Annotated in this window: 17 protein-coding genes; 14 read left to right on the top strand and 3 right to left on the bottom strand. The window is 71.3% G+C overall.

All coding sequences use genetic code 11. The annotated features are described in order from the left end of the window. Positions 1 to 19: 19 nt before the first annotated feature. Positions 20 to 592 carry a hypothetical protein gene (locus ACGFIM_RS27965; RefSeq protein WP_393205617.1) on the top strand — a complete coding sequence of 191 codons (573 nt, stop codon included), beginning with the start codon at positions 20 to 22 and terminating at the stop codon, positions 590 to 592. A gap of 24 nt (positions 593 to 616) precedes the next feature. On the opposite strand, the gene ACGFIM_RS27970 is transcribed toward ACGFIM_RS27965, so the two are convergent. Next, positions 617 to 1828, bottom strand: coding sequence for an aminotransferase class I/II-fold pyridoxal phosphate-dependent enzyme (locus tag ACGFIM_RS27970; protein ID WP_393205620.1), 1212 nt, complete (start codon positions 1826 to 1828; stop codon positions 617 to 619). Positions 1829 to 2060: 232 nt separating this feature from the next. Between ACGFIM_RS27970 and ctaD the strand changes: the two genes are divergently transcribed. The 3 genes from ctaD (at position 2061) to ACGFIM_RS27985 (ending at position 7741) form a co-directional block, all read left to right on the top strand. Next, positions 2061 to 3827, top strand: coding sequence for a cytochrome c oxidase subunit I (gene ctaD, locus ACGFIM_RS27975; protein WP_393205623.1), 1767 nt, complete (start codon positions 2061 to 2063; stop codon positions 3825 to 3827). Positions 3828 to 4005: 178 nt separating this feature from the next. Then, positions 4006 to 6750 (top strand): immune inhibitor A domain-containing protein, encoded by a 2745-nt coding sequence (locus ACGFIM_RS27980; RefSeq protein ID WP_393205626.1) that lies wholly within the window; start codon positions 4006 to 4008, stop codon positions 6748 to 6750. A gap of 52 nt (positions 6751 to 6802) precedes the next feature. Then, positions 6803 to 7741 carry a diacylglycerol/lipid kinase family protein gene (locus ACGFIM_RS27985; protein WP_393205629.1) on the top strand — a complete coding sequence of 313 codons (939 nt, stop codon included), beginning with the start codon at positions 6803 to 6805 and terminating at the stop codon, positions 7739 to 7741. A 92-nt stretch (positions 7742 to 7833) separates the two neighbouring features. Here ACGFIM_RS27985 and ACGFIM_RS27990 read toward each other — a convergent pair whose 3' ends face one another. Together ACGFIM_RS27990 and ACGFIM_RS27995 are read right to left on the bottom strand one after the other, a co-directional pair. Continuing rightward, positions 7834 to 8682, bottom strand: a complete 849-nt coding sequence (locus ACGFIM_RS27990) for an SWIM zinc finger family protein (RefSeq protein WP_393205632.1) — start codon at positions 8680 to 8682, stop codon at positions 7834 to 7836. A 16-nt stretch (positions 8683 to 8698) separates the two neighbouring features. Then, complete coding sequence (locus tag ACGFIM_RS27995) at positions 8699 to 11791, bottom strand: SNF2-related protein (protein ID WP_393205635.1); 3093 nt, start codon at positions 11789 to 11791, stop codon at positions 8699 to 8701. Between the two features lie 730 nt (positions 11792 to 12521). Here ACGFIM_RS27995 and ACGFIM_RS28000 point away from each other — a divergent pair. The 10 genes from ACGFIM_RS28000 (at position 12522) to ACGFIM_RS28045 (ending at position 19440) form a co-directional block, all read left to right on the top strand. Then, entirely contained in the window at positions 12522 to 13304 is a 783-nt protein-coding gene (locus tag ACGFIM_RS28000; RefSeq protein WP_393205638.1) for a methyltransferase domain-containing protein, read from the top strand. A gap of 9 nt (positions 13305 to 13313) precedes the next feature. Beyond that, entirely contained in the window at positions 13314 to 13499 is a 186-nt protein-coding gene (locus tag ACGFIM_RS28005) for a hypothetical protein (RefSeq protein ID WP_393205641.1), read from the top strand. An 81-nt stretch (positions 13500 to 13580) separates the two neighbouring features. Next, a complete protein-coding gene (locus ACGFIM_RS28010) occupies positions 13581 to 13961 on the top strand; it encodes a phage holin family protein (RefSeq protein ID WP_393205643.1) in 381 nt (126 codons plus the stop codon). Next, on the top strand, positions 13958 to 15265 hold the full coding sequence (locus ACGFIM_RS28015) for a DUF3618 domain-containing protein (protein WP_393205646.1): 1308 nt from the start codon (positions 13958 to 13960) through the stop codon (positions 15263 to 15265). Before ACGFIM_RS28010 ends, ACGFIM_RS28015 begins: the two co-directional genes overlap by 4 nt. Before the next feature lie 52 nt (positions 15266 to 15317). Then, on the top strand, positions 15318 to 15776 hold the full coding sequence (locus ACGFIM_RS28020) for a protease inhibitor I42 family protein (protein ID WP_393205933.1): 459 nt from the start codon (positions 15318 to 15320) through the stop codon (positions 15774 to 15776). 25 nt (positions 15777 to 15801) lie between these two features. Beyond that, complete coding sequence (locus ACGFIM_RS28025) at positions 15802 to 16530, top strand: DUF1838 family protein (protein WP_393205649.1); 729 nt, start codon at positions 15802 to 15804, stop codon at positions 16528 to 16530. Positions 16531 to 16539: 9 nt separating this feature from the next. Then, the gene (locus ACGFIM_RS28030) at positions 16540 to 16944 is read left to right on the top strand and encodes an HIT family protein (protein WP_393205652.1); all 405 of its coding nucleotides are present in this window, start codon (positions 16540 to 16542) and stop codon (positions 16942 to 16944) included. 61 nt (positions 16945 to 17005) lie between these two features. Next, positions 17006 to 18187 carry a histidine kinase gene (locus ACGFIM_RS28035; protein ID WP_393205655.1) on the top strand — a complete coding sequence of 394 codons (1182 nt, stop codon included), beginning with the start codon at positions 17006 to 17008 and terminating at the stop codon, positions 18185 to 18187. A 33-nt stretch (positions 18188 to 18220) separates the two neighbouring features. Continuing rightward, positions 18221 to 18970 (top strand): LytR/AlgR family response regulator transcription factor, encoded by a 750-nt coding sequence (locus ACGFIM_RS28040; RefSeq protein ID WP_393205658.1) that lies wholly within the window; start codon positions 18221 to 18223, stop codon positions 18968 to 18970. Continuing rightward, positions 18967 to 19440 (top strand): hypothetical protein, encoded by a 474-nt coding sequence (locus ACGFIM_RS28045; protein ID WP_393205661.1) that lies wholly within the window; start codon positions 18967 to 18969, stop codon positions 19438 to 19440. Before ACGFIM_RS28040 ends, ACGFIM_RS28045 begins: the two co-directional genes overlap by 4 nt. Positions 19441 to 19445: the final 5 nt, after the last annotated feature.

The raw sequence follows: 19445 nt of genomic DNA on the forward strand, positions 1-19445 counted from the left end.
TTAACGCCAAACTGCCCGGGTGAACGTCGAGTGCCCGGTCTGCTCCAAAGACGACCAGGTCGTCGCGGTCCCCGGGGCGGTCGCCGCCGGGACCACGTACAAGATCGGCCGGGTGCGCCTGCCGGGGGCGCGCGAGGTCGCCGACCTGCCCACGGCGGCGGCGCTCGGCGCGTCCCGCCACATGATGAGCCGCACCCAGCTCGCGGTCTGGCTGTCGTTCCCCAGCCGCCACTACACGCCGTGGACCAGGAACCAGGGCTACGTGCTGCTCTTGCTCGCGGCCCTGCTGCACCTGGTCATGTCGCTGATCATCGCGATGGGGCAGGACCCGTCCTGGAGCGAGGTGCTGCTCGCGCCGTTCTGCCTGACCGGCCTGTTCTGGGGGTTCGGGCTGCTGAACGTGCTCGGCTCGTACGGCGCGCGCAGACGCGACCGCGCGGAGGCCCCGGCCAGGGAGAAGGCCCTGGCCGTGTGGGAGAGCCTCTACTACTGCGCCCGCGACAACGTCGCCTTCGAACCGGGTGTCGGCGTCCCGTTCCACCCGAGCGAGACGCGCGAGTACATCTTCGGCTTCAGGCCCGGCGCCCGCTGACGGGCGCCGGGAGGTGGGACGGGCTCAGCCGCGCTCCTCGGCCACCAGGCGGACGCACACGGCCAGGCCCTCGATGGCCTGCTCCAGCTCGTCCAGCTCGGGGTAGGTGGGCGCGATCCTGATCGTGCGGTCCTCGGGGTCCTTGCCGTACGGGTGCGTCGCGCCCGCCGGGGTGAGCGCGATGCCGGCCGCCTTGGCCTTGCCCACCACCTCGGCCGCGTGCGGCACCTCCAGGCTGATGAAGTAGCCCCCCTTGGGGCTGGTCCAGGTGGCCAGGCCGCTCAGCCGCTCGGTGAGGATCTTGTCGACCAGCTCGAACTTCGGCCCGATCAGCGCGGCGTGCTTGCGCATGTGGGCCTCGACCCCGGCCGGGTCGCGCAGGAACTCGACATGGCGGAGCTGGTTGATCTTGTCAGGGCCGATGGACTGCTTCGAGGTGTTGTACAGGAACCACTCGACGTTGGCCGGCGAGGAGCCGAAGAACGACACGCCGGAGCCCGCGAGCGTCACCTTCGAGGTGGAGGCGTAGACGAACACGCGGTCGGGGTTGCCGTGCTCGGCGGCCAGCGTGAGGATGTCGGCCAGCTCGTCGGGGGTGTCGGTGAGGTGGTGGACGGCGTAGGCGTTGTCCCAGAAGATGCGGAAGTCGGGCGCGGCGGCCGGCATGGCGGCGAGCCTGCGCACGGTCTCGTCGCTGTAGGTGATGCCGGACGGGTTGCTGTACTTCGGCACGCACCACATGCCCTTGACGCTCGCGTCGGTGGCGACCAGCCGCTCGACGACGTCCATGTCGGGGCCCTCGGCGTTCATCGGCACCGCGACCATGGTGATGCCGAGCCGCTCGCAGACCGTGAAGTGCCGGTCGTAGCCGGGCACCGGGCACAGGAACGTGACCTTCGGCTCCTCGATCCACCGGCGGGCCGCGCCGGGGACCTTGCTGAGCAGCGCGTGCACGACCGTGTCGTGCATCAGCGCGAGGCTCGCGTTGCCGCCGACGACGAGCTGCTCCGCCGGGACCTGCAGCAGCGGCGAGAACAGCTCGCGCAGCTCGGCCAGGCCCTGCAGGTTGCCGTAGTTGCGCCCGTCGGTGCCGTCGGCCGCCCGGTAGGAGGTGGGCAGTTTCAGCAGATCGTTGGAGAGGTCGAGCTGGCGCGGCGACGGCTTGCCCCTGGTGAGGTCGAGCGAGAGTCCTCGCTGGACGAGGTCGGCGTAGTCACGCTGGGCGGTCACGAGCATCTCCTCCGATTCTGGTTGGCCTACGCAGGATAGAAGATGCGGCCCGCTGAACCGGCGGGCTTCCGCCATGTGGACAGCGCGTCTGCCCCGCCGTGCACGGGCGTTCTCCCCGGCGGGCGCGCGGCGCAAAGGTTTCGGCGCGCAAAGCCAAAGAACGCCTTCACGAGCGGCGCTCGTTGGCGTGCAATGGGTAGATCGGGGCAGGCACGACTCCGCGCCGGAGGGAGCAGCCGTGACGACCGTCCGGGAGACCTCGATCGAGCAGGTACGGCGCCGTCGCACCGGGACGGTGATCGCCGCGTGGCTGTCGACGACCGACCACAAGGTCATCGGATACCTGTATCTGATCACCTCGTTCGGGTTCTTCCTGATCGGCGGCGTCATGGCCCTGATCATCAGGGCCGAGCTGGCCGCGCCCGGCATGCAGTTCGTCAACCAGCACCAGTACAACCAGCTCTTCACCATCCACGGCACGATCATGCTGCTGCTGTTCGCCACCCCGCTGTTCGCCGGGTTCGCGAACGTGGTCATGCCGCTGCAGATCGGCGCGCCCGACGTCGCCTTCCCCCGGCTGAACGCGGTGGCGTACTGGCTGTTCCTGTTCGGCGGGCTGATGGTGCTGGCCGGGTTCGTCACGCCCGGGGGCGCGGCCGACTTCGGGTGGTTCGCGTACACGCCGCTGGCGTCGGCGACGTTCTCGCCGCAGGTCGGCGGCGACCTGTGGATCATGGGGCTGGCGCTGTCCGGCCTGGGCACGATCCTCGGCGCGGTCAACTTCATCACCACGATCATCGGCATGCGCGCGCCCGGCATGACGATGTTCCGCATGCCGCTGTTCACCTGGAACGTGCTGCTGACCAGCATGCTCGTGCTGATGGCGTTCCCGGTGCTGGCCGCCGCGCTGCTGGTGCTCGAATCGGACCGCAAGCTCGGGACGCAGGTGTTCCTGGCCGGCAACGGCGGGCCGCTGCTGTGGCAGCACCTGTTCTGGTTCTTCGGCCATCCCGAGGTGTACATCATCGCGCTGCCGTTCTTCGGCATCATCACCGAGGTCATCCCGGTCTTCAGCCGCAAGCCGATCTTCGGCTACGGGGGGCTGGTCGGGGCCACCATCGCGATCGCCGGGCTGTCGATGACGGTGTGGGCGCACCACATGTTCCCGACCGGGCAGGTGCTGCTGCCGTTCTTCTCGTTCATGACGTTCCTCATCGCGGTGCCGACCGGGGTGAAGTTCTTCAACTGGATCGGCACGATGTGGCGGGGCCATCTGACGTTCGAGTCGCCGATGCTCTTCGCCGTGGGCTTCCTGGTGACGTTCCTGCTCGGCGGGCTGACCGGGATCATCCTGGCCTCGCCGCCGCTGGACTTCCACATCACCGACACCTACTTCGTGGTCGCCCACTTCCACTACGTGGTGTTCGGCACGGTGGTGTTCGCGATGTTCTCGGGCTTTTACTTCTGGTGGCCCAAGATGACCGGCAGGATGCTCGACGACCGGCTCGGCAAGGTGCACTTCTGGGCGCTGTTCATCGGTTTCCACACCACGTTCCTCGTCCAGCACCTGATCGGGCAGCTCGGCTTCCCGCGCCGCTACGCCGACTACAGCGCGGCCGACGGTTTCACGCTGCTCAACCAGATCTCGTCCGTCGGCGCGTTCCTGCTCGGCGCCTCGACGCTGCCGTTCCTCTACAACGTGTGGAAGACGGCGCGGCGCGCGCCCAGGGTCACCGTCGACGACCCGTGGGGCTACGGCAACTCGCTGGAGTGGGCCACGAGCTGCCCGCCGCCGCGCCACAACTTCACCCGCATCCCGCCCATCCGCTCCGAGCGGCCCGCCTTCGACCTGCACTACCCGCACGAGGTGGCGACCGGGTCCGCCTCCGGCGAAGTCACCGGCGACGAGACCCCCGGCGAGGTCACCGGAACCCCTGGCCGGACTCCCGGCGAGGTCCCCGGAGGGGCACGCGAGACGCCGCCGCGCACCGATGCGCCCGGCTGACGGGATCACGACGGAAATCACGACGCCCGTGGTGCGCATTGTGCGCCTGATGGTGTGATTGTCGTGTTTTGATCACGTTTCGACAACGCGCTTTACGCCGGTTGACGCAGGCTCTAGCGTCCGGCATTGCATACCCCATGGCCATGCGCCCGGCGAACCCGGGCAGAGAGGGTACCTGGTGCCAAGCACAAAGCGCCTGTTAGCAACAGTCCCGGCGGCCGCCCTCCTGTGCGCCGCCCTCGCCGTGCCCCCGGCTCAGGCGATCTCCGTCGCCACGTACGAGCCCACGGCCGCGGACTTCTACATCAACTACGCACCCCCGCAGGTCCCGAACGACGTCAAGGATCCGTCGCTCGGCAACCAGAAGGCCCGCTCGCTCACTCCGGCCGAGAAGTTCGACCGGAAGTTCAGCAGCGGCAACCCGATGGCCGGCCGCGTGCTCGCCGCCCGCGAACGCGAAGCCATCAGGACCGGTCTCAACCCGGCCGACTGGATCTTCAAGAAGTCGAAGCAGGCCCGCACGGCCAAGCTCCTGACCATCCTCGTCGAGTTCGACGATCAGGCCAACGACGACTTCTCCGGCTTCAACCGCCTGCGCACGGTGGACAGCGCCCCCGACGACTGTGTGGTCGAGCCGCCCGGCACCCTGCTGAACGGCCCGCTGCACAACAACATCCCCGACCCGGCGACGCTGCCGTACAAGGACAACAACACGTTCTGGGTCAAGGACTTCAGCCCCGAGCACTTCAACAAGATGCTCTACACCGACAAGGGCATCACCGAGCGCGTGCGCAAGGACCTGAAGGACCCCCGCGACGGCAAGCCCGGCATCGACATCTCCGGCTACACGCTGAAGAAGATGTACGAGGAGATGTCCAAGGGCGCCTACTCCGTCACCGGCGCCGCCGTCGGCTGGGTCAAGGTCCCGCACTCCGAGGCCTGGTACGGCGCCGCGGCCTGCGGCGGCGCTCCGCAGGACATGTCCGGCCACCCGGACAACCCGCTCGGCGCGCAGCAGCTGCCCATCGACGCGGTCAACGCCCTGGCCGCCGCGCAGCCCGACTTCCCGTGGGAGGACTACGACGTCGAGGACGTCTCCGACGCCGACGGCGACGGGAACTTTGCCGAGCCCGACGGCGTGATCGACCACCTGGTGCTGGTGCACGCCGGCAAGGACAAGAGCTCCGACGGCGGCGCCGAGGGCACGTACGCGATCTGGGCGCACTCCAGCGCGGTCGCCGGCGGCCACCAGATCCCGGGCAGCGACAAGAAGATCGCCAACTACATCGTGCAGCCCGAGGACGCCGGCGTCGGCGTCTTCGCCCACGAGTACGGCCACGACCTCGGCCTGCCCGACCTGTACGACACCACGGGCGCGGCCAGCTCCGCCGTGGACTTCTGGGATCTGATGTCCAGCGGCTCCCACTCAGGCCCCATCTACCAGTCGATGCCCAGCCACATGAGCCTGTGGGGCAAGTGGGTGCTCGGCTGGGCCAACCCGAAGGTGTTCGACCCGGGCGACAAGGCCAAGATCGTCACCGTCGGCCAGTCGTCGCGCACGCCCAAGCTCACCGAGGACGGCATCCGGGTCAACCTGACCTCCGCCCCGGTGAAGATGGTCGAGCCGCACAGCGGATCGAACGCCTGGTGGAGCGGCCCCGAGCAGGACTGGGCCAACCTCACGCTGAACCGCGACCTTGAGGTCCCCGCCGGCTCCGACGTCAAGCTGTGGATGTGGAACAACTACGAGATCGAGTCCGACTGGGACTTCGGTTTCGTCGAGGTCTCCGCCGACGACGGCCAGACGTGGACCCAGCTCAAAATGTTCGACGAGGCGGGCAACGAGGTCACCACGCCCGACGACTACGCCGACCCGCACGGGAACCTCGTCACGTTCGGCAACAAGAAGCACGGCATCACCGGCGGCACCGGCGGGGTCTGGCGGCACGACTACGTGGACCTGACGCCGTACGCGGGCCAGACGGTCAAGTTCCGCCTGACGTTCAACAGCGACGCCGCCTACCAGGAGCGCGGCTGGCACGTCGACGACTTCGAGCTCGTCAGCGACGGCGCCACCGTCTGGAGCGACGACGTCGAGAGCGACACCGGCTGGAAGCCCATCGGCGGCACCTGGACCAACACCAGCGGCGGCGGCTGGGTCCGCAACAACGGCGAGCGCGAGATCTCCCGCTTCTACCTCGCCGAGTGGCGGAACTTCGACGGCTTCGACAAGGGGCTCGCCTACACCTACGACACCGACTACCTCCGCGAAGGGGCGTGGAAGGTGCAGAAGGTGAAGTACAACGCCCCCGGCCTGGTCGTCTGGTACCGCGACTCGACGTACCCGAACAACAACCTCGCGAGCAGCCTGCAGCAGCCGCCGAGCATCGGCCCCAAGGGCAGCCTGCTGGTCGTGGACTCCCACTACGAGCCGCTGCGGCGCACCGGCAAGGCGGCCGAGCTGGACCCGTCGCTCAACAAGAACCTCCAGGGCCGCGTCCAGACCTCCAACGCCGCGTTCGGGTTCGTCAAGACCTACCCGTTCAAGGAGTGCGTGGAGGCGCCGGACGAGCCGGGCAGCGCGTACTGCACGGACTTCCCCGCGCAGAAGCCGGTGAAGAACTTCACCGACGCCAAGACCTGGTACCCGGGCATCGAGGTGATCGACGGCGACCTGTACTACCGGGACGTCGACGCCTCCGTGGTCGTGCCGTCGAAGGGCGACCAGCCCTACAGCACGCGCATCGTGCACCAGGACGGCACCCCGGCCACCGAGCTGTACGGCCAGGTGGTCGCCGGGTCCACCCTCGGCACCGGCAACCCCGGTGACGAGGGCAAGGCGCTCGGCGTGCAGTTCAACCTGGTGAGCCCGCTGCCGGGCAACCTCGGCGCGATCGTCCGCGTGGTCCCGCCGAAGAAGTGATCTGATCCATGGGGGCCGCCGGGTGTCCGGCGGCCCCCTACCATTGATGACCATGGCCGAATTGCGCAGCAAAGACGAGCACACCGCGGCGATCCGCAGGGATCGCCGGGTGGCGGTGGTGGTGAACACCCGCTCGCGCCGTGGCCGACGCCACTACTTCGAGGTGATCGAGCATATCCACAACCTCGGCTTCGAACCGCTGGCGGAGCTGTCGGTCTACAACCCCAAGCGGCTGCGCGAACTCCTCGACACCGCCCTCGCCACCGAGCCCGACCTGCTGATCGTCGGCGGCGGCGACGGCACCCTGTCATCCGCCGTGCGCCACGTCGCCCACCGCGACGTGGCGCTCGGCGTGCTGCCGCTCGGCACCACCAACAACTTCGCGCGCAGCCTCGGCCTGCCGCTCGACCTCGCCGGCGCGATCAAGGTGTTCGAGACCGGCAAGGTCGCCGACATCGACCTCGGCCTGGCCGACGACCGGCCGTTCGCCAACCTCGCAAGCTTCGGGGTGTCGGTCGAGGTGGCGGGCAGGGTCAAGCCGTGGCTCAAGCGCATACTCGGCCGTCCCGCCTACCCGCTCACCGCGCTGACCATCCTGCCGGGGCACAAGCCGTTCCGGGCGTACATCACGGTCGAGGGGCAGCGCCACGAGCTGCTGACCCACCAGCTCAACATCGCCAACGGCCGCTTCCACGGCGGCTGGCAGGTGGCCAAGGACATCAGCATCGACAACGGCATGCTGGTGGCCTACCAGCTCGGCTCGGGCAAGAAGCTGCGACTGCTGGGCGAGACCCTGATCAGGGCGACCACCGGCCGCTGGCGCAGCCTGGCGGGCGGCCCCTTCGTCACCGGCAGGGAGATGCTGCTGGAGACCGATCCGCCGATGGCCGCCGACGTCGACGGCGAGGTGCGGCTGCGCACTCCGATCAGGCTGCGCGTGGTCCCGAACGGAGTGCGCGTCATGGTGCCGGCAGAATTCGAGGACCGCTGAGTCAGCGGCTCACGCCCACGAGAAACCCATAGCCTCCGCCCTTTCCTCGTCACGGCCTGCTATACCCACGGTAAACGAGAGATCGCGTTCCGTCACGAGGGCGTGTCCGCTTCCCCGAGCCTCCGGTACGCCTCCATGAGCGGGCCCGCCACCTCGGCGGGCGGCGGGAAGATCCGCGGCAGCAGGTCGGTCGCGGCCGTCACCGGGCGGCGCTCCGGCCGGTGCGCCGTCGCGCCGGGGGCGTAGAAGTCGGCAAGCCGCTCGGCGAACGGCACGTCCGCCACCCCGGGCACCCCGCCCGCCGCCGGCTCGGCCGCCAGCGAGCCGAGCAGCTGCTCGCGCGTCCGGCCCCGCCAGGCCAGCACCAGGAACGGATCGTCGTCGAACGACTCGGCGAGCAGGTAGAGCACCGCCGACAGGTGCTTGCACGGGAACCCCCAGTCGGGACACGAGCACTCCATGTCGAGATCGCGCGGGAACAGATCGATGCCCATCGAGGCGAACAGCTCCTCGATCTCCGGCGGCATCTCGCCGGCCAGCAGCCGCGCCCGGTGCACGGCCTGCGCGGCGATGCCCTCCTCGATGGCGCTCCAGCGCTCCTCGTCGTACGCCTCGATCCTGATCGCGACCTCGTACGGACGCGGCCGCGAGCCCTGCACCGACGCCCGCACCTCGCCCGCCGCCAGGTCGATCGCGAGCACCTGGCCCTTGCGGGCGTAGGCCCGGCCGCGCGAGAGCCGGCCCTTGTCGCAGATGCGCTCCAGGATGTCGATGAACCGGCGCGACCACCAGGTGGAGCCGATGCTGCCGCGCTTGGAGCGGGCCTTGATGCCGCCCTCCACCTCGATCGGGCCCGTGCCGCCGGACCAGTCGTACCAGTCGCGCCGGTGACGGCGTCCGTTCCCGGGTCCGTTCCCGGGTTCGTTCCCGAGTCCGTCCATGCGTCCGGCCATGGCCTCAGCCCACCCCCTCGGCGCTCAGCCGGAACACCTCGCGCAGCTCCTCCGTGGACAGGTCGGTCAGCCAGTCCTCGCCGGTGCCGACCACCCGCTCGGCCAGCGCCTTCTTGCGCTCGATCAGCTCGTCCACGCGCTCCTCCAGGGTGCCCGCGCAGATGAGCTTGCGCACCTGGACGTTCTTGCGCTGGCCGATGCGGAACGCGCGGTCGGTCGCCTGGTCCTCGACCGCCGGGTTCCACCAGCGGTCCACGTGGATGACGTGGTTCGCGGCGGTCAGGTTGAGCCCGACGCCGGCGGCCTTGAGCGACAGCACGAACAGCGCGGGCTCCGGGTCGTTCTGGAACCTGTCCACCATGCGGTCGCGGGTCTTCTTCGGCAGGCCGCCGTGCAGGAACAGCACCGGGCGGCCGAGGCGCCGGGCGAGGTAGGGCTGGAGGAGGGTGCCGAACTCGGCGTACTGGGTGAACAGCAGCGCCTTTTCGCCCTCTTCCAGGATTTCTTCCGACAGCTGCTCCAATCGGGTGAGTTTTCCGGATCTGCCGGACAGGTGGGAGCCGTCCTTGAGCAGATGCGCCGGATGGTTGCAGACCTGCTTCAGCTTCGCCATCGCCGACAGCACCAGGCCGCGCCGCTCGATGCCCTCACTGTCGTCGATCTTGCCCAGCATGTCGTCCACGACCGCCTGGTAGAGCGTGGCCTGCTCGGTGGTGAGCGTGCACCACTCCTTGACCTCCAGCTTCTCCGGCAGGTCCGTGATGATCGACTTGTCGGTCTTGAGCCTGCGCAGGATGAACGGCCCCGTCGCCCTCCTGAGCGCCCGCGCCGCCTGCTCGTCCTGGCGGGCCTCGATCGGCTCCTGGAAGCGCGCCCTGAACCGGGCGCGCGGCCCCAGCAGGCCCGGGTTCGCGAACTCCATGATCGACCAGAGCTCCGCCAGGTGGTTCTCCACCGGCGTGCCGGTCAGCGCGATCCTGGACGCCGCCGGGATCGAACGCACGGCTCTGGCCTGCAGGGTGCCGCTGTTCTTGATCGCCTGTGCCTCGTCGCACACCACCCGCCGCCACCGATGCTCCTTGAGCGTCGCCAGGTCGCGGTAGGCGGTGCCGTACGTGGTGATCACCAGATCGGCCCGGTCGATCTCGGCGGCGTCGCGGCCGCTGCCGTGGTGCACGTACACGCGAAGATCCGGTGCGAACCTCGCCGCCTCCCGCTGCCAGTTGCCGATCAGGGACATCGGGCAGACGAGCAGCGTCGGCGCCACGCCCGCGCCCGCGGCGGCGGTCCGCTCGTGGACCAGGAGCGCCAGCGTGGTGATCGTCTTGCCCAGCCCCATGTCGTCGGCCAGCACCCCGCCGAGGCCCAGCTCCGACAGGAAGTTCAGCCAGGCCAGCCCGCGCTCCTGGTACGGCCGCAGCGTCGCGTCCAGCCCCGCCGGCGTGGCCAGCGGGGCCAGCCGCCGCTCCGCCTGCCCCGACAGCAGATCACCGAGCACCCCGTCGGCGTCCACCTCGAGCAGCGGCAGCTCCTCGCCGTCGCCCTGCACGATCCGGTGCAGCAGGTCGGCGGCGCTCGCCTCGCCCGTACGGCCGCGCTCCAGCGCGCGCAGCGCCGCCTTGAGCTGCCGGTCGTCCAGCTCCACCCACTGGCCGCGCACCCGCACCAGCGGCACCTTCAGCCGGGCCAGCTCGGCCAGCTCCTCCTCGCTGATCGTCTGGTCGCCTACCGCCAGGTCCACCCGGAAGTCCACCAGGTCCGCCATCCCGAAGCCCTGGCTCGTCGCCGCCGACTGCTTCTTCGTCCGGGTCGTCAGCTTCAGGCCCAGCCGCGTACGGCCCGCCCAGCGCGGCAGCCGCACCCCGAACCCGGCCGCCTGCAACAGCGGCGCCGCCTGCCGCAGGAACGCCAACGCGCCCGCCGTGTCCAGCGCCAGCTCGCTCGGCTTCGGCACCCGCAGCGCCCGCTCCAGCTCCGGATAGAGCCGCACCGCACGCCCGAGCCCGGCCAGCAGGTCGCGCTCAGGATGGCCGGGCAGCCCCGTCACGCCGCTCCAGACGGTGGCGGCCGGGACGTAGAGGCTGGGGTCGTCGGCCGCCTGCAGGGCCAGCTCCACCCGCCACCGGTCGTGCACCCCGGCCGTCGTTACCGCTGCGGGCCCGGTTGCGGGCTCAGGTGTGGGCCCGGTTGTTGGCTCAGGCGTGGGCCCGGTTGCGGGCTCAGGTGCGGGCGCGGTTGTTGGCTCGGGTGCGGGCTCGATGAGGCGGAAGCACACGCGGGTGGCCCCCTCGGCCGCCGTGACCGCCGCGTACCACCGCTCCAGCTCAGCCCGCAGCTCAGGGGCGTCAGGACAGGCCGGGTCGGGCCCGGTCAGCGCGGCCAGCCAGCGATCGGACGCGGTGTCCTTCCCGCTCGTGCGGAGAGGAGCGGCGAGCGTGCGCCGGACGATCGCATCGGTGACCGCCTCCAGCGCCTCCGCCTGCACCTGCGCCGACGGACGCTCGGCGCCGGAGGCGCGGCACGCGGGCGGCATCGCCAGAGCCAGCTCGCGGAAGTACGCGGCGTCGGCCCCGGTGAGCACCGGCCGCCACGGCGCCTGCGGGGACTCCGGGCCTTCCGGGGAAGTGGTGCGCACCAGCTGCGGGATGACGCGCCCCCTGCGTACGAGGTCGCGGGCGAACGCGGCGACGGCGGCCCAGTGGCGCAGGGTGGCGGTCTCCGTCCGCGCCTCCAGCACCCGCAGGGCGTCGGCGGGGGAGGGCACGACGGCGGGTACGCGCCAGGGCCGCAGCTTGGGGCGTGAGACCTCCACCAGCCGCCCGGTCTCCGGCGACGGCAGCGGCTCCCTCGCCGACCCCGGCAGCAACAGGATCAGCTCGCGGGCCTCGCCCGGCGCGCCGTCCTGGCCGGCCGCCTCGCGCGGTGCGCTGTTCTGGCCGGCCGCCTCGGCCAGGAACGCGGCGAGTGCGGAAGCCGGGACAGCGTGCGGATGGGGGCGAGGAGCGGCGGAGGTCCGCGACGGCGGCGCACCGGTCGTATCGGTGCTCTCCGCCCAGAACGCGAGCCCGTCACCTGCCCAGACCCCGTGTACCAGCACCCCGGCAGGCTACCTCCCCACCACCCCCACCCAAGCCCACTCGCGCCCGTAGGTGCCCCGCGCCCGTCTGCGCCCGCACACGACATCGCGGCCACCGACGCGACCCGCGCCCGCCCATCATCGGGACGGGCGTTGTGGCGGGAAGGATGTCGGGTCCGGTCGCCTCCCTCTCGCGGGCCGGGACGGCTCCCTCCCGCACGTGTCGGTGGTGGGAGAGTGGTGGGCCCGGTCGGTTTCCTTCCGTGTGTTCCGGTGGGGAGGGGGTCGGGTCCGGTCGGCTCCCTTCCGTGTGTTCCGATGGGGGAGGGGGTCGGGTCCGGTCGGTTTCCTCCGCGCGTTCCGGCGGTGCGGGCCTGGGGGCCGGCTGCCTTCCGTGCGTGTCGGCGGTGGGACCTGGTCGGCTCTCTGCCGCGTGTGTCGGTGGTGGGGCCGGTCGGCTTCCTCTGTGCGTTCCGGTGGTGGGGGCTGGGGTCGGCTGTCTTTCTTTCTTCTGTGCGTGCCGGTGGTGGGGAAGGGCTCGGGGGCGGCGGGTTCTGTGTTCGCGTGTGTCGGCGGTGGAGGGTGCCGGGGTGGTCGCCTTCCTCCCCCCCAGCGTCCCGGTGGGGGAGGGTTTCGGCGTTGACCGCCTTTCCTCCCGAAAGCCGGCGGAAGAGGCGGGCCGGGGTAGGGGCGGTTTATTCGGAGTCGGGGCATAGGAGGGGGTGTGGCGATGAGGACGAGGAGTGCGGGGATGGGGTTCGCGGGTGCAGAGAGCGCGTGGCGTAAGCGGCTGGGCTCGCTGCGGGACGTCGTACGCCAGGAGCTCGTGACCCGGCAGCTCGCCGCGCACCTGCCCGAACGGCCCCGCCGCGTGCTCGACGTGGGCGCGGGCCAGGGGACGCAGGCGCTGAGGCTGGCCGCGCGGGGCCATCTGGTGACGGCGCTCGACGCGTCGGGCGAGCTGCTCGGCGTGCTGGAGGCGGGGATCCAGCCGGGCATGCACGTCAGGACCGTGCACGACCGGGCGGAGCGGCTGGACGCGCTGTTCGAGCCGGGGAGCTTCGACGTGGTGCTCTGCCACGGCGTGCTCATGTACCTGGACGACCCGGACCCGCTGCTCGCCTCGCTGGCCCGCGTGGCCGCACCGGGCGGGCTGCTGTCGCTGCTCGTACGCAATGGCGATGCGCTCGCCATGCGGCCGGGCCTGCTGGGGGACTGGCCGGAGGCGCTGCGCGCGTTCGAGGAGACCGGCTACGTCAACCGGCTCGGCGTCCCCGCCAGGGCCGACCGGCGGGAGGAGCTGACGCGGCGGCTCGCCCGCGTGGGGCTGGAGGTGCGGCAGTGGTACGGCGTGCGCGTCTTCACCGACGTCGCCGCCGACACGGCTCCCGTGCCCGACGACCTCGACGACCTGCTCGCGGCCGAGGAGCGGGCGGGCAGGACGGACCCGTACCGGAGCGTCGCCCCGCTGATCCACTACATCTGCGGCCGAGGCGGCGGATTCTCCGGAACCGCGGCGAATGCGAGGGAGTAGGGTGAAGTCATGCACACTCCCGGATCGTGGTGTGAGCGGCCCAAGCCGCAGGCTCCCTCGTGCGAGCTGCCCTCCCCGTGGAGCAGGCCGAAGCAGCCCGGCAACTGGTGCGAGACCGACAAGGCCGGCGGGCCGGGTAAGGACCCGGTGGTGTCCGTCCTGGGCTTCCTGCTGAAGGCCGCCACCAAGCGATAGATCCGCCGCCCGAGCCATAGGGCCGCGATATAAGACGATTTGTCTGGGTAGTCGCCTTCCTCAGCGGAGGAGGCGAACGCCGTGAACGACACCCACAGACTGGTCACCGACCTCTCCGAGCAGGTCTCCAGGCTCGTGAGGGATGAGCTCCGCCTCGCCAAGATGGAGCTGACCGCCAAGGGCAAGCGCGCGGGCCTCGGCGCCGGAATGTTCGGCGCGGCGGGGATCACCGCGTTCTTCGGCGGTGGCGCCCTTGTGGCCGCCGTCATCATGCTGCTCGCTCTCGTGCTGCCCGGCTGGGCCGCCGCCGCCATCGTGGCGGTGGTGCTGTTCATCGTCGCGGCGGTGCTCGGGCTCGCGGGCAAGAAGGAGGTCAAGCGGGCTCAGCCGCCCGTCCCGAGGCAGACCATCGCCAGCGTCAAGGCCGACATCGACATGGTCAAGGAGAGTGCACGGCGATGAGCGAGACCGACCCCGGATTCAGCCGTCAGCACGCCGGTTACGTCGGCTCCCGCAGAGCGACCGTGGGCGAGCCGACCGACCCCGAGTCGATGAACGTCCCCCAGACGCGGCCCGGCGCGGCCGAGAACGCGCACATGGCCGAGCTGGCACGTGAGGGCCACGAGACGTTCATCCCGGAGACTCCCGTGCGGGACGAGCGCGAGGACGCCGCCGAACACTCGCGCACCGAGGAGAAGTCGCTGCGGGGATCCCGCGGCGGAAAGGAGCGGCGTACGTCCAGCCGGATGAGCACCCAGGGCGAGGCGGTCCCGGCACGCGGGGACGGCCACGGAACAGCGCACGCAGGCACATCCGAACGCGAGGCGTCCGGGCGGCGCTCGCCTCCGGCGACGGAGGACGACCTGCGCCGCGAGATCGAGGAGACCCGGCGCGAGCTGGGCGCCACGGTCGGGGCGCTGATGGCCAAGGCCAACGTCAAGAGCTGGGCCGGGCACGCGGCCGGCAGGGCCAGGGCCCGCGCCAGGGACCGGGCGGGGCATGCCAGAGAGGTGGCCAGGGAGCACGCCGGGCACGCCGCCGAGGTCGCCAGGGAGCGCGCCGCCGTCGTCAAGGGCCGGGCCTCGCACCTGGCCGACGTGGCGGGCAAGGCCCGCGACGGCGTGCCCGAGCACGTCAGGGACGCGGCGGCCGGGGCCGGGAGGCGGCCCGCGCTGCTGGTGGTGATGGTGGCGGCGGGCGCGGTCAGCGCGTTCGCGCTGCGCCGGATGATGCGCGAACGGTCGATGGCCTCGCACCGGACGACGCTGGGCCGGACGCTGGTCCACCTGTCCATGACCGGCCGCATGCCGCCGCGCCGGACCCTCATGGGGCGGACCCTGTCTGATCGGATGCTGTCAGGTCGGATGCTGTCAGGTCGGATGCTGTCAGGTCGGACGCTGTCGGGCCGGATGCCGTCGCGCCGGACCGGGTTGCGCTGGACCGGAGGGACCCGCGCCGCCTCGCGGATGACCCTGCCGGGCGGAGCGGAGCTGCGCCGGTCGGTGGAGCGCCGGATCGGGCAGTGCCGGACCGCGCTGCGCCAGGGGATGGCGGCGCGGTCGATGCCGGGCCGGACGCTGTCGCAGCGTACGGCGCTGAGCGAGGCGGTGGCGCGGCGGATGATGCCGGCCAGGACGACGCGCGGCCGGTCGATGGCGTTCCGGACGATGACGAGGACGACGGCGAGGCGGCCCATGGCCCTGCGCCGCCTGGTCGAGGTCGGACGGCACCGGGACCGGATCAGGATCGTCATCAGGCTCCCATGAAGCAGGGGCATACGGCGGGACGCGGGGGATCGGTGGGTAGCCTTCCAGGGTGATGCGTGGAACGGTGGCCGCCGTCCTCCTCGTCCCGCTGCTCGCCGTGTCCGGATGCGGCGGCACCGGGGACTGGGTGAGCGACTACGGGAAGGTCGCCAAGGGCGGCAAGGGCACGAGCGTCCAGGTGGAGGTGACGCCGGGGCAGCGCTTCTCGCTGGCCGTGCCGGAGAACCGCTCGGTGGGCGACGACTGGGACCTGGTGGCGCTGCCCGACACGAAGGTGGCCTCGTTCATCAGCGAGGAGCACGAGAGCGAGGGCGACGAGCCCGGATCGGGCGGCATCGCGTACTTCGTCTTCAACGGCAAGCAGCCCGGCACGACCGAGATCAGACTGCACGACTGCTGGCGCTGCGGGCAGGACAGGACGCCCGCCACCGAGGAGAGCAGGCGGCAGTCCGGTGAGGCGGTCTTCACGGTGACCGTGCGCGAGCGGCCGTCCACCGGCGTTCCCCGCTGAGCGGGCCGCCCGTAGGCTGCGCGGCATGGACTTCATCCGGGTCCGCGCGTCATCCGACGGCGCGGAGACGATCTCGTACTGGATTGGCGACGTCTACGGCTGGCAGGACGACGACGGCCCGCACCACCTGTTCGGCTTCGAGGGCGTGAACGTCGCCAGGGCCGTCGAGACCGGCGACGGGTGGCGGCTGCTCGCCCGCGAGGCGGCACTCTACCTCGATCCCCGCGACCGGCGCGTCCTCGACACCTGGCACAACCCGCTCACCGGCCGCGACGTCGAGGTCCAGCACGTCTTCAACGACCCGGTCAACCAGCGGCTCGGCGGCCATCCGGTGCCGCGGACGCGGCTCGGCGGGCAGGTCGTCTACAACGTGGACGTCCGGCTCGCCTACCCCTCGCCGCTCAAGGTGGCCGAATTCCCGCAGAACTCGGCGAGCGACACCTACCGGGCGCTGGAGCTGTTCCAGTTCTTCGTCTCGGCGGCCGACCTGGACTCGGGCGCGCCGGACGTGCCGTGCGCGTTCTCGTGGTGCCGGGTCTCGCCGTGGCTGCCGTGGATGGCGATGGGGCAGCGCGGGGGCGGGCTGGTCTACCACTGCAGGGGCGCGAAGGTGCCGGAGGTTCCCGTACGGCTGCGCGAACGCATCGGCGAGCACTACCTGCACGCGCCGGAGCGCTGGTCGGAGCCCAACATGACGAGCTGGACGGCCTTCGCGCGCCGCGCGCGGGAGGGCGGCGGCGCGGGGCAGCGGTAGGGTCGGCGCGTGAGCACTGACCTGTTCTGCGAGATCATCGCCGGTGAGCGGAGCGCCCACGTGGTGAGCTCCGACGACGTGGCGCTGGCCTTCCTCGACATCCGGCCGGTCTTCAAGGGACACGTGCTGGTCGTGCCGCGCGTGCACGTCGAGACGCTCACCGACCTCGGCGACGTCGGGCCGTTCTTCGAGCGGGTCAAGGCCGTGGCGCGGGCCGTCGAGGAGGGGCTGGAGGCCGGCGGCACGTTCGTGGCGATGAACAACCGGATCAGCCAGAGCGTCCCCCACCTGCACGTGCACGTGGTGCCGCGCCACAAGAAGGACGGGCTGCGCGGCTTCTTCTGGCCGCGCACCACGTACGAGTCCGCCGACGAGGCCGCCTCCTACGCCGCCCGCATCGCCAAGGCCCTCTGAGGGTCTCAGGGGGCTTGCGCGCACTCGGCTGGGCGGGCGCTGTGAGCTAGGCTCAGGCCGCGTGGAGTACCTCGTCGGCTCGGCCGTCGTCGCGGTGCTCGTCGGCGTGCCCGGCGTCGTGCTGTGGCGGGTCATGCGCGGGCGCAGGGAGCTGGGCACCAGCCCGGCCGAGCGGGCGACGTTCGAGACCCTGCACACCGCCTCCATGGCGGGGCCGCCGCTGCGGGCCGGGCTGACCGCCGACGGCGCCGAGCGCGCCTCCCGCCACCTGCGCAAGCTGCTCGGCTGCGCCGCCCTGGCCATCACCGACGGCGAACGCCTGCTCGTCTACGACGGCGAGGGCGACGACCACCACGCCGGCCAGGCGTTCGAGCACGCGGCGGCCACTCTCAAGGACGGCCGCACCCAGGTGCTCACCATCGACTGCGACCTGCTCGAATGCCCCATCAGGCACGCCGTGGTGGTGCCGCTGACCACCGACGACCGGGTGGTGGGCACGCTCGCCGCCTACGGGCAGAACGCCTCGGCCGGGCTCGTCAGGGCCGCCCAGGAGGTGGCCGGCTGGGTGGACTCGCAGCTCGAGCTGGCCGAGCTGGACCGCTCGCGCACGCTGCTCATGGAGGCCGAGGTGCGGGCGCTGCGCGCGCAGATCTCGCCCCACTTCATCTACAACTCGCTCACCACGATCGCCTCGTTCGTGCGCACCGACCCCGAGCGGGCCAGGGAGCTGCTGCTGGAGTTCGCCGACTTCACCCGCTACTCCTTCCGCAGGCACGGCGAGTTCACCACGCTGGCCGAGGAGCTGCGCTCGATCGACCGCTACCTGATCCTGGAGCGGGCCAGGTTCGGCGACCAGCTCCAGGTGACGCTGCGCATCGCCCCGGAGGTGCTGCCGGTCGCGGTGCCGTTCCTGTGCCTGCAGCCGCTGGTCGAGAACGCCGTCCGCCACGGCCTGGAGAGCAAGAACGGCGTCGGCCGCATCACGATCATCGCCGAGGACGCCGGGGCGGAGTGCCGCATCAGCGTCGAGGACGACGGGCTCGGCATGGACCCCGAGCGGCTGCGCCGCATCCTCGCAGGTGAGACCGTCCCCGCGGGCGGCGTCGGGCTGGCGAACGTGGACGAGCGGCTGCGCCAGGTCTACGGCGACGAGTACGGGCTCGTGGTCGAGACCGCCAAGGGCGCCGGGACCAAAGTCAACATCAGGTTGCCGAAATATCACCCAGGCGTCTCCGCCCGTTGACCTCGATCTTCGATGTCGGTTTCATCACTGTCTATGGCACAACTCCGGGTACTCGCGGTCGACGACGAGTTGCCCGCTCTGGAAGACCTGTCGTATCTGCTGCGCGCAGACCCCAGGATCGGGGAGGTGGTCACCGCGAGGGACGGCGCGGCCGCGCTGCGCCTGCTCGACCGTGCCATCGCCGAAGGACGGCCGATCGACGCCGTGTTCCTCGACATCAGGATGCGCGGGCTCGACGGCGTGGTGCTCGGACGGCTGCTGTCGCAGTTCGCGAACCCGCCCAGGGTGGTGTTCGTGACCGCGTACGAGGAGCACGCGGTGGACGCGTTCGAGATCAAAGCCGAGGATTACCTGCTCAAACCGGTGCGGCCCGAACGGCTGGCCGAGGCGATCAGACGGGTCGCGGTCTCGGCCGACGTGCCCGCCGAGGGCGGCGAGAGCGACACGATCCCGGTCGAGCTGGGCGGAGTCACCCGGTTCGTCTCCAGCGCCGACGTCATCTACGTGGAGGCGCACGGCGACTACGCCCGCCTGCACACCGCGTCCGGCAGCCACCTGGTGCGCATCCCGCTCGCCACGCTGGAGGAGCGCTGGTCGTCGGCCGGGTTCGTCCGGGTGCACCGCAGCCACCTGGTCGCCGTCAAGCACATCAAGGAGCTGCACATCGACTCGGGCAAGTGCACGGTGCGCGTCGGCGACACCGAGCTCCCGGTCAGCCGCCGGCACACGCGGGAGCTGCGCGACCTGCTCGTGCGGCGGGCGAGGAAAGGCAGGCACGAATGAGCCACGAGCCGCGCCAGGGCCGCCGCTCGCCGCTGCCCCGCACCGACGGGACGCGCCGCTCCGCGGACGGCTTCCGGCGCACGCCGGACGGCCGCAGGGGCGCCGACGTGCCGCGCCGCGTCGCCGTCACCAGCCCCCGTACGGCCGCCGCCCGCCGCCCCCGCTACCCCGCCACCCGCGAGATCGACGAGCAGACCCGGCTCGGCGAGGTCTACATGCACTCGCTGCTGCGCACCCAGTTCCGGCTGGCCATGTTCGTCTGCACGGTGCTGGCCTGTGTCGTCGGCGGGCTGCCGCTGCTGTTCCTGCTCATCCCCGAGCTGCGCGAGGTGCGCCTGCTGGGCGTGCCGCTTCCGTGGGCGGTGCTGGCCGGGCTGATCTATCCGGCCTTCGTCATCGGGGCCTGGCTCTACGTCCGCCAGGCCGAGCGCAACGAACGCCACTTCGCCGAACTGGTCGAACGCCGGTGACGGCG

The organism is Nonomuraea sp. NPDC049309 (assembly GCF_043196965.1).
Classification (GTDB): domain Bacteria; phylum Actinomycetota; class Actinomycetes; order Streptosporangiales; family Streptosporangiaceae; genus Nonomuraea; species Nonomuraea fastidiosa.

Excerpts from the sequence above, each read along its gene's own strand:
- ACGFIM_RS27970 (WP_393205620.1), bottom strand. The coding sequence starts at position 1,828 with ATGCTCGTGACCGCCCAGCGTGACTACGCCGACCTCGTCCAGCGAGGA.
- ACGFIM_RS27985 (WP_393205629.1), top strand. The coding sequence starts at position 6,803 with ATGGCCGAATTGCGCAGCAAAGACGAGCACACCGCGGCGATCCGCAGG.
- ACGFIM_RS27990 (WP_393205632.1), bottom strand. The coding sequence starts at position 8,682 with ATGGACGGACTCGGGAACGAACCCGGGAACGGACCCGGGAACGGACGC.
- ACGFIM_RS28000 (WP_393205638.1), top strand. The coding sequence starts at position 12,522 with ATGGGGTTCGCGGGTGCAGAGAGCGCGTGGCGTAAGCGGCTGGGCTCG.
- ACGFIM_RS28005 (WP_393205641.1), top strand. The coding sequence starts at position 13,314 with ATGCACACTCCCGGATCGTGGTGTGAGCGGCCCAAGCCGCAGGCTCCC.
- ACGFIM_RS28015 (WP_393205646.1), top strand. The coding sequence starts at position 13,958 with ATGAGCGAGACCGACCCCGGATTCAGCCGTCAGCACGCCGGTTACGTC.
- ACGFIM_RS28020 (WP_393205933.1), top strand. The coding sequence starts at position 15,318 with ATGCGTGGAACGGTGGCCGCCGTCCTCCTCGTCCCGCTGCTCGCCGTG.
- ACGFIM_RS28025 (WP_393205649.1), top strand. The coding sequence starts at position 15,802 with ATGGACTTCATCCGGGTCCGCGCGTCATCCGACGGCGCGGAGACGATC.
- ACGFIM_RS28040 (WP_393205658.1), top strand. The coding sequence starts at position 18,221 with ATGGCACAACTCCGGGTACTCGCGGTCGACGACGAGTTGCCCGCTCTG.
- ACGFIM_RS28045 (WP_393205661.1), top strand. The coding sequence starts at position 18,967 with ATGAGCCACGAGCCGCGCCAGGGCCGCCGCTCGCCGCTGCCCCGCACC.